Origin of the sequence: Natronorubrum sp. A-ect3 (assembly GCF_041821125.1) — an archaeon.
GTDB classification, from domain to species: Archaea; Halobacteriota; Halobacteria; order Halobacteriales; family Natrialbaceae; genus Natronorubrum; species Natronorubrum bangense.
In genome coordinates this window covers 1-14,594 of record NZ_JBGUBB010000013.1, presented here as the reverse complement: position 1 = coordinate 14,594, position 14,594 = coordinate 1, and the positions used below count along the sequence as shown (strand labels likewise).

Annotated in this window: 9 protein-coding genes; 2 read left to right on the top strand and 7 right to left on the bottom strand. The window is 61.9% G+C overall.

The window, feature by feature from the left end:
• Position 1 precedes the first annotated feature (1 nt).
• Both ACERJA_RS19340 and ACERJA_RS19335 read right to left on the bottom strand, forming a co-directional pair.
• Positions 2-1,975, bottom strand: coding sequence for a hydantoinase B/oxoprolinase family protein (locus ACERJA_RS19340; protein ID WP_373609850.1), 1,974 nt, complete (start codon positions 1,973-1,975; stop codon positions 2-4).
• Between the two features lie 2 nt (positions 1,976-1,977).
• Positions 1,978-4,002: a hydantoinase/oxoprolinase family protein gene (locus tag ACERJA_RS19335; RefSeq protein ID WP_373609849.1), complete on the bottom strand. Its 2,025-nt coding sequence runs from the start codon at positions 4,000-4,002 to the stop codon at positions 1,978-1,980.
• A 186-nt stretch (positions 4,003-4,188) separates the two neighbouring features.
• On the opposite strand from ACERJA_RS19335, the gene ACERJA_RS19330 reads away from it, so the two are divergent.
• A complete protein-coding gene (locus ACERJA_RS19330; protein WP_373609848.1) occupies positions 4,189-5,622 on the top strand; it encodes an amidase in 1,434 nt (477 codons plus the stop codon).
• Between the two features lie 59 nt (positions 5,623-5,681).
• Here ACERJA_RS19330 and ACERJA_RS19325 read toward each other — a convergent pair whose 3' ends face one another.
• Together ACERJA_RS19325 and ACERJA_RS19320 are read right to left on the bottom strand one after the other, a co-directional pair.
• On the bottom strand, positions 5,682-7,514 hold the full coding sequence (locus ACERJA_RS19325; protein ID WP_006068093.1) for a hydantoinase B/oxoprolinase family protein: 1,833 nt from the start codon (positions 7,512-7,514) through the stop codon (positions 5,682-5,684).
• On the bottom strand, positions 7,511-9,610 hold the full coding sequence (locus tag ACERJA_RS19320) for a hydantoinase/oxoprolinase family protein (protein WP_373609847.1): 2,100 nt from the start codon (positions 9,608-9,610) through the stop codon (positions 7,511-7,513). Before ACERJA_RS19320 ends, ACERJA_RS19325 begins: the two co-directional genes overlap by 4 nt.
• A gap of 128 nt (positions 9,611-9,738) precedes the next feature.
• Between ACERJA_RS19320 and ACERJA_RS19315 the strand changes: the two genes are divergently transcribed.
• Complete coding sequence (locus tag ACERJA_RS19315) at positions 9,739-10,944, top strand: acyl-CoA dehydrogenase family protein (RefSeq protein WP_373609846.1); 1,206 nt, start codon at positions 9,739-9,741, stop codon at positions 10,942-10,944.
• A gap of 1,025 nt (positions 10,945-11,969) precedes the next feature.
• Here ACERJA_RS19315 and ACERJA_RS19310 read toward each other — a convergent pair.
• From ACERJA_RS19310 to ACERJA_RS19300, 3 genes are all read right to left on the bottom strand, one after another.
• Positions 11,970-12,707 carry an aspartate/glutamate racemase family protein gene (locus ACERJA_RS19310; protein ID WP_373609845.1) on the bottom strand — a complete coding sequence of 246 codons (738 nt, stop codon included), beginning with the start codon at positions 12,705-12,707 and terminating at the stop codon, positions 11,970-11,972.
• An 80-nt stretch (positions 12,708-12,787) separates the two neighbouring features.
• On the bottom strand, positions 12,788-14,230 hold the full coding sequence (locus ACERJA_RS19305) for an acetyl-CoA hydrolase/transferase C-terminal domain-containing protein (protein ID WP_373609844.1): 1,443 nt from the start codon (positions 14,228-14,230) through the stop codon (positions 12,788-12,790).
• On the bottom strand, positions 14,227-14,594 hold a 368-nt coding region (locus ACERJA_RS19300), incomplete at its 5' end, for a MaoC family dehydratase (protein ID WP_373609843.1). The genes ACERJA_RS19305 and ACERJA_RS19300, both read right to left, overlap by 4 nt.

The following is a 14,594-nucleotide window of genomic DNA, read 5'->3' as shown; positions in this document are numbered from 1 at the left end:
CTCAGCGCCACTCTGTCACGGCTCGCCGCTCGAGCATCTCGCGGAACTGGGCCGTCGTTCGCTCGAGGAGTTCGCCTGTCTCCCACTCGAGGATCACGCCGTACTGTCGGACGAGATCCAGCTGGTCGAGTTCGCCTGCGCGGTACCGTTCGGCGACCGACTCGGGGTCTTCCTCGAGCCAGCCCTCGCGGTGCTCGCGGATGTGGTCGCGTTTTGCCGCCGTCGCTTCGTGATCGATCTCGTACTCGCACAGCTCTGGATCGATCGCGTCGATCACCACACCGTAATCTTTCGCTGCGCGTTCGATCGAGACGTAGTCGTCGATGACGTCCTCGCGGACCGCGTCGGGGTCGCGCTCGAGCGGATCGCCAAAGCCGCCACCGCCGGAAGACGGTCGGGTGAACTGATCGCCAGTCTCGATTGGCCTGTTCGAGAACACGGTGCCGAGGTCTTTGGGATCCCCGTCTGCACGTGTGACGGTAACGCCGTGGGGCACGCCCGGCAGTCCGCCGTCTAACCCCCACGTGACCGAGTACGCCCGGTCGGAACAGTAGGAGATGACGCTGTTTTCACACTCGAGCAAACGTCCGCCTTTCTCGACGCCACAGCCACCCCGGAACTCTCCGGGGCCGGCGGAATCCGTGACGATCGAGTGCTGGCTCGTCAACAGTGGCGTGTCCCGCTCTTGACCCTCGAGCGACTGGACAGCCAGTCCGGCCCCGAAGACGGGCGCGGTCGCGTTCGCCCCGTCTAACCCGTCGCGGCCGCCCCAGCCGCCGGCCATCCAGTCGTACCACATGAACTCCTCGCCGTCCCGGTCTGGGCGACGATCCGTCCCACCCGAGAGCAGATACTCGAGATTGAAGGCACAGGCCATCGCCCGTTCCGGAAGCACCTCCGACCACATCTCGAAGATGGCGTTCATGACCTTCTCGTACGCCCCCGCGACCGATCCGGTGACGGGGACTGGCTCGGGAGCGTTGACGACGGTTCCCTCCGGCAGCGTCGCGTCGACCACTCGGTACATTCCCGAGTTGAGCGGCACGTCCGGGAAGAACATCTTCGTCCCGGCGATCACCGCCGAAAACGACGTGCCGTACGTGGAGTTCAGGAAGTTACCGATGTACTCGTCCGATCCCGAGAGGTCGTAGTGGACCTCGTCGTCATCGATCGTCATCTCGACGTCGATCGTGACGAACCCCTCTTCGTCCGCCGGGTCGCCGTCGATGTAATCCTGCGTTCGCCACGTGCCGTCTGGCAGGTCGCGGATCCGCTCGCGCATGATCCGTTCGACGTAGTTTTTCGACTCGTCGAACGCCGTTTTGACGGTGTCGATGCCGTACTTGTCGACGAGTTCGAGCAGGCGCTCTTCGGCGATTCTGGTCGCTTCGGTCTGGGCGCGCAGGTCGCCCATGCGGTCTTCCGAGAGGCGCATGTTCGTCACTAACAGGTTAGCGACGTCGTCCTGGAACTCGCCGCGGTCCCAGATTTTCAGCGGCGGAATCCGGAGGCCCTCGGCGAAGTGGCTGTTCGCCTCGATGTTGAACGAGCCCGGCGACGGGCCACCAACGTCGGCCCAGTGGCCGTTCGATTGCGTGACGGCGATCAGTTCGTCGTCGTAGAACACCGGCCGCATGATCCGGACGTCGTTGATGTGTGTTGCCCCCAGATACGGGTCGTTGACGATGTAGACGTCTCCGGGATTGATGTTGCCCTCGAAGTACTCGAGCGTCTCCTTGCAGGTGTAATGAAGCGTGCCGACGTGGACGGCGATGTCCTGTGAGCCCTGCATTACCGTGTTCCCCTCCGCGTCGTTCAGGCAGTTGCTGAAGTCGCGGTTGTAGATCACGAACGAGTAACACGTTCGCTGAATCTGTTCGGCCATCCGGTCGACGAGGTTCGTAAACGAACTCCGCAGGACCTCGAACGTGACCGGATCGAGGTCGATATCGCTGTGTGCGTCAGTCTGTGACATGGTTAGATTTCGATGATCAGGTTCCCCGTCTGTTCGACTTCCACGCTGGCCTCGGGGGGAACGACCACAGTGGAGTCCATCTGTTCGACGATCGCGGGGCCGCTGAACGTCGCCCCTGCGCCCAGTTGCTCGCGCTGGTAGAGATCCGTCTCGACGAACCCACCCGCATCCTCGAAGTAGACCTCTCGAGTGCCGAGGTGGGCGTCTTCGACGCTTCCCGACTCGATCTCTGGGAACGACGGTTTTTCGACGACGCCCCGCCCAGTCACGCGAATCCCGTAGATTTCAACGGTCGCGTCGCGATCCGAGTAGGCGTAGACGCGCTCGTGTTCTTCGTGGAACCGTTCGCGGATCTCGTCGACGCTCTCGATCGGCAGCGAACACGGCACGGCCAGCGACCGCCACTGGCCAGCATAGCGCATCTTCACCTCGTGCTCGAGGCGGATCTGCTCGTCTTCGATCTCCTCGGCACGTAATCGCTCGAGGATCTCCGACTCGACCTCGGCGAGCGTCGCCTCTAAGTCGTCGGCGATCGCCTCGGTCGCGTTCGCGACGAACGTCTTCGAGAGGTCGTGTTCGACGTCGACGAGCAGACAGCCCAGCGCGGAGTTGATGCCGGGGTACGGCGGGACGATGACGTTCGGAATACTCATCTCGCGGGCGACGTGGGCCGCGTGCATCGGTCCGGCGCCGCCGAAGGCGACGATTGCGAAGTCACGGGGGTCGTACCCCTTGCTCGTCGAGACGAGCCTGACAGCGTTGCACATGTTCGCGATGGCGATCTGCTCGATCGCGGAGGCCGCTTCGGTCGTGTCGAGACCGAGTGGCTCGGCGATGTCGCGTTCGATTACCTCTCGAGACGGACCGGCGGTCGCGTCCATATCGCCGCCGAGGAACTTGTCGGGATCGACCCAGCCCAGCAACACGTTCGCGTCGGTGATCGTCGGCTTGTCCCCACCACGCATGTAGCAGGCAGGACCGGGGTCTGCCCCCTGACTGCGCGGTCCGACACGGAGCGAGCCACCCTCGTCGATCCAGGCGACCGAGCCGCCGCCGGCGCCGATCGTCTTGATGTCCGTCGAGGGGAACATAATCGGATAGCCGTACTCGACGGCCCACTCGTCGGTCATCTCGATATCGCCGCCGTAGGTGAGCGAGACGTCGACGCTGGTGCCGCCCATGTCGAAGCCGATCGCGCTTTCGAACCCGCACTGTTCGGCGATGTACTGACCGGCGATCGCCCCCGCCGTCGGGCCGGAGTTTGCGATCCGGGCCGCGTAGTAGGCGATCGCTTCGGTGGTCATCATCCCCCCGCCGGAGTGCATCGCGAGGACGTCGTTTTCGTAGCCCCGGGACTCGAGTTGGTCTGCGAGATCGGTCAGATACTCCTTGACAACCGGCACCAGCGCTGCGTTGACGATCGTCGTGCTCGTCCGCTCGTGTTCGAACATCTCGGGGAGGATCTCGTGTGAGCAACAGACGAACGCGTCGGGGTGTTCGTCCTCGACGATCTCTTGGACGCGCCGTTCGTGGTCGCCGTTGACGTAGGCGTTGATCAGCGAGATCGCGATCGTGTCGATGCCCCGCTTTTTGAACACCTCCACGACCTCCCGAACGTCGTCTTCGTTCAGCGGCGTGACGACCTCTCCGTTGTAATCGATTCGTTCGGTTACCTCGAGGCGATCACGCCGTGTCACATAGGGGTCTGCGACGTCGGTGTAGGCGTCCCAGACGTCTTCTTTGGTCGCATCCCGAATCTCGTGGACGTCGCGAAAGCCCGCGGTCGTGATCAGCCCTGTTCGCGGCAGGTCGCGTTCGATCAGGGCGTTGGTCCCGACCGTCGACCCGTGCGAGAAGAAGTCCAGATCGCTGATCGCCGTCTCTGCTTTCGTCAGCCCGTTGATCACTCCCTCCGCGGAGTTGTCCGGCGTGGACGGCGTTTTCGTGATTTCGATACGTCCGGTCTCTTCATCGAAGATTATCAGGTCGGTAAACGTCCCACCGATATCGATACCCGCTCGAGTCATGGTACCATCTCACGCTGTAGAACACGGATGGAGTATATAACGTTTTACTCGCCGGAATCATTGCCTCCGCGACTGTCGATACGACTAAGGACATTGGCTGTCATTCGAACGCATGATCCGACGCGTCAGCGATAGCACCCAGTCTCGACAGCGCCGAACCCGACCATACGACCGAGGCGACCGCCGATGACCGACGCCGACCTCGCCGAGATGCGGACCCAGGCCGAACGGCTCGGTTTCGATCTCTCCGAATCGCTGCTCGAGGAGATCCTCGAGACGGCGACGGCTGGTGACTCGGAAGCGACGGCGACGGCGACACCATCGGCCGAGGGTGTGGGCCACCGCGCTGACGACGACGAAAACGCCCTGCTCGCCGTCTTCGACGAACCGCGCGTGCGTACCGATTCGGGGCCACTTGCGGGGACGACGCTCGCGGTCAAAGACAACATCGCCGTCGCCGACCTCGAGATGACCTGCGGCTCGGCAGCCTACTCCGTCGTTCCCTCGGAGACAGCGCCGTCTGTCGATCGGCTCCTCGATGCGGGGATCGAACTCGTCGGCAAGGCCAATATGGAGCCGTTCGCGATGGGGCCAACTGGCGAGTTCAGCGACTTCGGCCACGTTACGAATCCGATCGATCCCGACATCGTCGCCGGCGGCTCCTCGAGTGGCAGCGCTGCGGCCGTCGCAGCCGGCACCGTCGACGTCGCACTCGGCACCGACACGGGCGGCAGCGTCCGCATTCCGGCGGCCTGCTGTGGCATCGTCGGCGTCAAGCCATCACATCGGCTCGTCCCGCGGAATGGGTTCGTCGACTTCGCGCCCTCGTTAGATACGATCGGCCCACTGGCACGCGACGTCCCGACAGCGACGCGTGCGATTGCGGCCATGGCCGGTCCGGACCCCCGCGATCCAACATCGGCCGATCGTTCGCTCGAGTTCGAGACACTCGAGGAGCTCGATGACGTCCACGGGCTGACCGTCGGTATCCCGGAGACGCCGTTCGAGTGTTCCTCGGACGAGGTCGCCGATGCCGTTCGGACGGTCACCGACCGGCTTTCGACGCTCGGTATCGAGACCGTCCCCGTCGAGTTAGATCTCGGCGACACCGAGGCCGCCTACCTGAACATCGGCGCAGCGGAGTTCTCGTGGCTCGTCTCCGGCAACGGCGTCACCAGAGGGCAGGGGACGGGCTACAACGAGGAACTTCGGCAGGCGTTCGCGGCTGCCCGCGAGGACGGCCTCGGTGAGCACGTCGCGAGACGCATTCTGCCGCCCGCCTTCCTCGATATGACCAGCGGTGGGGCAACGTACGCCGCTGCTCGAGCCGAGGGCATCGAGTTTACGACCCGACTCGAGGCGGCGTTCGACGCCGTCGACGCGCTCGTTATGCCGACGCTTCGCGTTCGGCCGCCGGCCGTCGAGACGGTCACGACGCGTGCGGACCTCATTCCGGTCCTCGGCAACACGGCCCCGTTCAACATCGCCGGCACGCCAGCTGTCACCGTGCCCGTGACGTCGCTCGACGGGCTGCCGGTGAGTGCACAGGCAGTCGCCCCGCAGTTCGAGGACGGACTGGCACTTCGCGTGGCACATGCCCTCGAGCGGGTTGCTGACTGAGGTGGTTCGTCGCTCCGTCGCTCGAGCGCTCCACTCCGACCACAAAAAACAGTTGCCGACTACTCGTTCCGCAGTTCGTCCGTCGCTGCTGTATCGAGCGTGCCGTCTTCGATGACGACGCCGTACTCCTCGCGAGCGTCGGTCTCCGAAACCAGTCCATCGAGGTAATCCTCGTAGACCGTGTCGGCCGGCCGCTCGTACGGATCGCCGTAGCCGCCGCCGCTCGCTGTCTTGATGAGCACGCGGTCGTTGGCCTCGAACTTGTAGCCGGACTCTTTCGAATGGAGATCCAGCACCTCGCCGTCGGCTTTGATATGTTTCAGGTCGCCGTGAGTCCCCTCTCCGCCGCCGAAGAGACCGTGTGGGCGGTACGTGTTGCCGTCGCCTTCCATCGTCATTACGGCGTCCGTGAGGAACTGTGACTCGCGGACGATCCCGTGGCCGCCTCGAGTCCGCCCGGCACCGTGGCCGTCCTCGCGGAGCCCGTAGCGTTCGACCCGCATCGGATGGGAGAGTTCGATGTCCTCGACGGGCCGATTCTTCGTGTTGTGGACGAGCGCGTCGACCGCGTCGAGGCCGTCGGCTTCGGGCCGACCACCGTAGGAGCCTTCGTTGACCTCGAGGTAGACCCAGTACTCGCCGTCGTCGTTCGTCCCGCCGTAGCTCACGAAGTACACCTGTCCGCAGGTGCCCGCACAGACCTTCTCGGGGATCGCTTCGGCAAGCGCTTTGATGATGAGGTCGCTCATTTTGTCGACCTGATTGATACGGGCGAACGCCGACGTCGGCGGCGTCGGGTTGAACATACAGCCCGGTCGGGCCTTCGGATGGACGGGTGCGAACGTTCCCGAGTTCTGTGGCAGATACTCATCGCGAACGAAAGTGTCCATCAGCAGCGACCGGATCGTAAAGTAGATACAGACGTCAGTTGAGCCGTGGAACGGAATGTTGTACCCCGTCGGCGTCTGGTCGGCGGACTCGCTCATGTCGACGGTAATGTCGCTGCCGTCGACGGTCACCTCCGCGGCGATCTTCAGTCGCTGTCCCCGGTTTCGCCCGTCGTCGTCGAGATAATCCTCGGCGTAGTACGTGCCGTCGGGAATCGTCCGGATCTCGTTTCGCAGGAGCGCTTCGGCGTACTCCATCAGCGCCTCGCCGGTCTGCTGGATCTCCTCTAAGCCGTACTTTTCGACGAGGTCGAGATACCGGTTCTCACCGACGTGACACGAGGAAATTTGCGCCTGCAGGTCGCCGATGACCTCCCGCGGCGTCCGGACGTTGTCCTCGATGAAGTCCCAGATGCCGTCGACTCGCTCGCCCTGATCGTATACTTTCGTCGCCCGGAACAGGCTTCCTTCCGCGTACATGTCCTCGAGGTCGATGGCGAGGCCGGGCGTTGCCGAGCCGATGTCGAGATGGTGGGCTGTGTTCGCCGCCCAGGCGATGTGTTCGCCCTCGTAGAAGATGGGGACGGCGACGGCGATGTCCGGCGAGTGGCTCGCGCCGTAGTGGGGGTGGTTGTGGATGAAGACGTCGCCCTCGTTGATGATCTCCTCGCGGTCGACGCCGCGTTCCTCGAACGTCTTGTACATGCCGTCGAGATAGCCGATCAGCGAGCCGACGTGCATCGGCGTCGAGTCGCTCTCACAGAGTTCGCGACAGTCGGTCGTGAAGATTCCTGCCCCCATATCCTCGCTTTCGCGAATAATCGAGGAGTACGACGAGCGGATGAGTTTGTACCCCATCTCCTGGGCGATCGTATCGAGTTCGCCACCGATGACCTGCATCGTCACCGGATCGATATCGCGTTCGCGGAGAACGTCCGCCGCCGTCGTGTCGTCGTGTTCGTCGTCCGGTGCCGTCTGGTCCGTGTGGTCTGGGTGTGTCGTCATCGTTTCTCCGTTGTCAGTATGATCGAGCCGTTCGCTTCGACCGTCGCCGTCCAGTCGGGGTTGACGACGACCGTGCTGTCGAACTCGTCGACGATCGCTGGCCCGTCGATCTCGGTGCCGGCTGCCAGTCTCTCGCGCTCGTATCGTGGGACGGTCAGCTCCTTGGGGGTGTCCGGGGTGCCGAAGACGATCGTCGACTCCGTCGTCTTGGCTGCCTCGAGCGCGCCATCGGCTGCGATCTCGGGTGGGGTGTACGACTCAACGTTGCCGATCGCGGTCACACGGACGTTGAGCAGTTCGACCGGGTCCGCCTCGAAGTAGTGGCCGTACTCGGCTTCGTGTCGCTTCTCGAAGCGCTCGCGGAGTCTGGCGTGCCAGTCGCCGTCAGTTCCGTCGAAATCGATGTTCAGTTCGTAGCCCTGCCCGTCGTACAGACAGTCGACCGACGATCTGAACTCCCATCGTGCGGAATCGATCTCGTCGCGCTCGAGTTGCTCGCGTCCACGGGCTTCGAGGCGCTCGAACGCCGCCTCGATAAACTCGCCATCGACCTCCTCGAGTGGGCTGCTGACCGTCTGCTGGTAGTCGTATTTCACGTTCCCCGTCAGGAGTCCGCGAGCGGAGGCGATTCCCGGTGACGGTGGCACCAGCACCGTCGAGACCTCGAGTTTCTCGGCGATGCTCGCGCCGTGCATCGGCCCGGCACCGCCGAAGGCGACCATCGTGTACTCGCGTGGGTCGTAGCCCCGTTGGACGGTCTGTTCGCGAATCGCCCGGTACATGTTCGTGTTTGCGACCTCGAGCGTGGCGAGTGCGGCCTGTTCGGGCGTCTCGAACTGGGCCTGGTCGGTTCGATCACACAGCTGTGTCTGCAGGGCGTCCCGAGAGCGCTCGGGCTCGAGGTCGAGGTTGCCGCCGAGGAAGCTGTCGGGATCGATCCGGCCGAGGACGACCTGTGCGTCGGTCGTCGTCGGCTGGTCGTTGCCACGGGCGTAACAGGCCGGGCCCGGGTTCGCCCCGGCGCTTTTCGGGCCGACGTTAAAGCCCATCGCGTCGTCGAACCAGGCGATCGAGCCGCCGCCCGCGCCGATGGTTTCGATGTCGAGCATGGGCGTGATCGTTGGGTAGCCGCCGACAGTGCTGTCTCGAGGATCGCGCTCGAGGACGCGCCCGGGGACTACAGAGATATCCGCACTGGTGCCACCCATGTCCAGCATGACGAGGTTTGGCTCGTCGACGTGTTCGCCCTCGAACGCCGCCGAAAGCACGCCCGCGGCTGGCCCGGAAACGAGCGTCGTGACCGGCCGTTCGGCGACGTTTTGCACGCTCGCCATTCCGCCGTTGGACTGCATGATGAGCACTTCGGCGTCGAAGCCCTCGTCGGCGAGACCATCGCTGAGCCGCGTCAGATACGTCGACATCACGGGCTCGAGGCGGGCGTTGATCGCTGTCGTCGTGAACCGCTCGAACTCCCGAAACTGGGCGACGACCTCGCTCGAGGTCGAGACGCTAACGTCGGGGAACTGCTCGTGAATGAGTTCTTTCGTTCGGTCTTCGTGCTCACGATTGAGATAGGAGTGGAGATAACAGACGGCGATCGATTCGACGCCGTCAGCGACGAGGTCGCCAGTTTCTTTCAGTACGGCGTCCTCATCCAACGGGATGACAACGTCGCCAGGTGGGTAGATCCGCTCGGTGATCTCTTTGCGGTGTCGTCGTTTGACGATTGGCTGTTCCTGCCAGGAGATCGTCTGCTGGAGAGAGAAGCTGTGGGGTTTTCGATGCCGGCCGATATGCAGGACGTCTCGAAACCCGTCGGTCGTGAGCAGGCCTGTTTTTGCCCCTTCGTGTTCGATAAGGGCGTTCGTCGCGACGGTCGTGCCATGAAGGATCTGATCGACGTCGGCCGGCTCGATTCCGGCGAGTTGACAGACTTCGACGATCCCCGTGAGCGTCGACTGCGATGGATCCGTCGTTGAAGGTGTTTTGAACGTAAACTCGCCGTCCTCGGTGACGAGAATAACGTCGGTGTTCGTGCCACCGACGTCGACGCCGACACGGGTCTCACTACTACTGCCTGTGCTCTTGCTAACCATACACAAGCAGTTTCTCTCTGCTCGAGGATTTAACCGTTTCCCTCGGTCTGTGACTGATCCGTCGGCAGGGAACTGCAAGGTTGTTGAGAGGGCGTAGCTTTATCTGGCCAAACTCAGAAGAGACAGTGATGGTCACAGTAGCGACGGACACCGTAGAGCTATCAGCACAGCAACAGCTCGTCAGAGAGAGCATCCGTGACATCTGTAGCGAGTTCGACGACGAGTACTGGCGAGAGAAAGACCGCGCTGGCGACTACCCTGACGAGTTCGTCACAACGCTTGGCGAACACGGCTGGCTCGGTGTGCTCATTCCCGAGGAGCACGGTGGCGCGGGCATGGGAACCGCCGAAGTCGTCGTCATGATGGAAGAGATTGCAGCAAGCGGCGGCGGCTTTGCGGCGGCACAGGCGATCCACGGTGGCATCTACAACTCCGTGCCGATCGTTCGCCACGGCAGCGACGAACTGAAAGAACGGCTGCTACCGGACGTCGCCGCCGGCGATGTCGCGATTCAGTCGCTCGGCCTCACCGAACCGAACGCTGGTTCGGACTCGACGTCGATCGAAACGGTCGCTGAAAAACACGACGACGAGTACGTTATCAACGGGCAGAAAATCTGGACGTCACGCGTCGATGCGAGCGACTATCTGCTCGTCGTCGCTCGAACGACGCCGAAATCAGAGGTCGAGAAACGAACACGAGGCATTTCGATGTTCCTCGTCGACGTGCAAGACGCACTCGAGGCTGCAACGCTCGAGATGAAATCGATTCCAAAGACGGCGAGCAATGCCGTCCACGCCTACGAGCTCTGGTTCGACGAACTTCACGTCCCCGCCGACAACCTCATCGGCGAGCGTGGAAACGGCTTCTATCATCTGCTCGATGGGCTCAACGAAGAGCGGCTGGTGATCGCTGCAGAGTGTCTCGGCCTCGGCGAACTGGCGATTCAGAAAGGAGTTGAGTACGCAAACGAGCGCGTGGTGTTCGACCGGCCAATCGGCCAGAATCAGGCGATACAACATCCGCTGGCGAAGGCCTATGCAGAGATTCAGGCTGCAAAACAACTGACGTACAACGCTGCGACCGCCGTCGAGGGTGAGTCGGGGACAGCAGTCGGGGCACAGGCGAACATGGCGAAGTATCTCGCTGCCGAGGCCGCCTTCACGGCTGCCGACGCTGCTGTTCAGGCCCACGGCGGCTTTGGTGTCGCTCGAGAGTACGACGTCGAACGGTACTTCAGAGAGGCACGGCTCACCCGACTCGTTCCGATCACACAGGAACTCGTGCTCAACTACATCGGAGAGAACGTGTTGGGACTGCCGCGCTCGTACTGATACTGTCCGCTCTTTCATACGGACTGTTGTAATCAATTGCCGCCGATCACCAGAGACGGGATCGGTGATCTGCGGTACATCGGTACAACAGATCGTATTAATGTCCGGAATTTAACCACCCGTTTGGGTGCACCCGCCACTGTTGTCGTGTTCATTGCTATCGTAACAACTGCAACTATTTCCACACCCATCGCACGACGGCTGTGCGATCAGGTGTGCACTGACGTGCAGTGGCTACTATATTCGACCATCTGTTTGCAACTGCCGATTTGACTGAATCCGTATATAAAGACCGCTATCACCGGACCACTCTATTTTTCAGTGACAAATGTTCTATCAACAAAAGCGCGTGTTCGAGTTGTAGCTGTACTATTTCTGTCATTTCTCCATGGTATGTGGTTGCAAACCCAAGCAAAGAATGTGCATTTGTATCGAGCTAAGCGATATAGGTGCTTGATAGTGTTATTATGGTCGTCTAAACTCGGTAAAATTTTAGTGATTGGCAAAATTAGCAGAACATCGTCATATTTGTACTGAAATCTGGACGGTCTGGAAGACGTAACTATACGTGTAGACGCTCTCTATATAATGTACGGTATCGATGAACGCATCTGATTTGTTGTGGCTCTCTCAAAACCGCACGACTGTGGCTTCTCCCCTGTCGATCGGCAGCTGTGGTGGTCGCACCAACTCCTTGCCGAGACGCGCTCCACAGATATGATTACACCCGTATTATTGTAAATGATGTGTGTTGGTCACGATTCCCATACCCTTGTTCGATTAGCTATCTTCGATGATTGCTATACTATTACAACCATATGGATGTAATCTTTCCACCGGATGATCGATCTGTTCTCGAATCACTCAACTGAAAATATCTGTCTGACTCGTCTCGTATATATAATTCGGCAGTAGCGGACACACAGCAGCTGTCTCCGACCGAACTCTGTCCCGACAGTTCGTCGCGAAGGCAGTCGCTCACAGTCGCACAGTAGTACTGAGAACGGCGCCGCTCGAGGCCGTGTTTACCGCTGATAGCGGTCGGGGTAGCCGATGATTTCCTTCGACTCCGGCGGCTTGTACGTCCGGATCGTACTCGTCTGCTTGCCCAGTTTGACGAGCGCTTCTGCGAGGACCGCACCGGCCCCGACGCTGTCGATAACGGGGACCGGGAGTTCCGCCTCGAGCGGTTCGTCGAGGCCACCCATGCCGGCACAGCCAAGACAGATCACTTCGGCATCGTCTTCTTCGATCGCCTGCCAGCTCGCTTCGAGGAGCGCCGCCGCTGCTGCGTCACGGGTATCTTCAGTCTCGACGACGGTCAGCTCGGTACAGCGGACCGACGCGCAGTGGCTCTCGAGTCCCGTCTTTCGGACGGCTTCCTCGATGAAATCACGCGCTCGAGGGAGAATCGTGACGACAGAGAAGCTTGCCCCCAGCATGTTCGCGACGTACATCGAACCCTCGGCGATGCCGACGACTGGTTTGTCGGTGACTTCTCGGCAGGCGTCGAGTCCCGGGTCTCCCCAGCAGGAGTTGACGAACGCGTCGTACTCCTCGTCGCCGTCTTCGGCTTTGAGGATTTCGTCGAGAATGCCCGGCACAGCGAGGTAGTCGTCGTAGTACGATTCGATACTGATCGGGCCACGCTCGGGCGAGACGGCGACGACCTCAGTCTCGTCGCTCGTGTACTTGTTCGCGACAGTACCGATGTTTTCGGTCATCTCGAGTGTCGTATTCGGATTGATAGCTTTGATCTTCATAGCTCGCGCCACGACGAGAAGTTCACGGGAGCGAGCAAAGCTGTTTCTCCGGTCGGCTCGAGGCTGATGACAGCGAGCAGTCAGGATTGCCAGGAAAACGCAGACTCGAGATGATGCGGGATATGGCCGCCGCTCACCTCGCTCCGCTCGAGGTATGTCTCGAGGTCGTCAACGAACTGCGGATGGGCACACTGCTCGATGAGCAGCCGGCTGCGCTCGCGTGGGGAACTGCCTCGCAGGTCAGCAACGCCCTGTTCGGTGATCACGACCGAGATGTCGTGTTCCGTGTGGTCGACGTGGGGACACATCGGGACGAGACACGACGTCTCTGTCTCGTGTCTCGAGGGCAATGTCGTAATCGTGAGCGGGGAATTGCGGTTGAAATCGCCGCTGCCACCGACTCCGTTCAGGACGCGTGAGCCGCTGACGTGCGTCGAGTTGGCGTGGCCGTAGAGGTCGACTTCGACGGCGCTGTTGATCCCAACGACGCCGAAGCGATCGATCAGCGCCGGGCTATTGGAGAGTGCTGCCGTTCGAAGGACGACCGAGTCGCTGTACTGGTCGATGTCGTCGAACAGTCGCTGCTGGCCTGCAGCAGAGAGCGCAAACGACGTCGCGCTGGCCCCCTCGAGCGTCCCGTTTTCGATCATCTCGAGCAAGCCATCCTGGAACACCTCGCCGTAGTAGTAGACGTCGCGCTCACCGAAGTCGATCGCCGACAGTGCGCCCATGAGCGCGTTGCCGAGGCTGCCAACGCCGAACTGCAGCGCGATCCGGTCGTCGAAGATCGAACAACGCTCGAGTTCGGCCTCGAGGAACGTCGCCAGATTGGCTGCGATCTCCCGGTCGGTCGCGGACGGCTCGCGGAAGCTGTAGGGGTCGTCGGCCGTCTCGGTCTCGACGACGGCGAGGAGCACGTCAGGATCGAACTGGATTCGCGTCTCGCCGATTCGGTCAGCTGGATGCTCGAGCGGGATCGGCTTCCGGTTCGGTGGCAAGGCCCGTTCGTAGATGTCGTGAAACTGGCCGATCTCGCGGGGGATCGAGCTGTTGACTTCGATGATCAGCGTCGATGCCGCCCTGACGTACGCTGCAGTGTGGCCGATCGACAGGGAGGGAACGAACCAGCCATCGCCGACGGCGACCGCTTCGACGATCGCGATATCGGGTTCTGGAAGAGAGCCCAGCGCGACCTCGTCGCCGACCGCCGAAATGAACCGATCCTGGTACGCGATCGTGCCGTCGTTGACCGCTGTTCGAGCCGCTGACCGTGACTGATACGGATAGCGGCGGGCAACCGCACCTGCCTCGACGAGCGCCGTGTCGATCTCCTTGCCAACGCTACCCCCACTGATGATCGTTAGCTCGAGCTCTCGATCGTCGTCGGCGAGCGCCAGCGGGAGTGCCTTCGGATAGCCGACCGCGCCGAACCCACTGACGGCGACGACCGCATCGCTGTCGACGTATGCGGCGGCCGTCTCGGCATCGACCGGTTCGATCGCGCTCTCGAGTCTGTCGCTCATTGATCGGGCTCCGGCTGCGTGCCGATCCCCTCGGGCCAGCCCGGCGGCTGTGCGGCCGACGGGTCGGCGTGACTTCGTTTGAGGACCATCGGCGTTCGCTCGAGCGAGAGCACGAGGTCGTTGTCCTGATTGTACGCCCGGAGTTCGGTCGTGACGATGCCGACGTGGTCGCGGGACTCGAGTTCGCGTTTGTGCAGGACCTCGCTTTCGGCGAAGATCGTGTCCCCGTGGAAGACTGGATTGTGGTGGCGGATCTCGTCGTAGCCGAGATTGGCTGTGGCGTTGACCGAGATATCGATGACGCTCATGCCGACTGCGAGCGCGATGACGAACGTGCCGTCGACGAGCCGTTCGCCGAACTCCA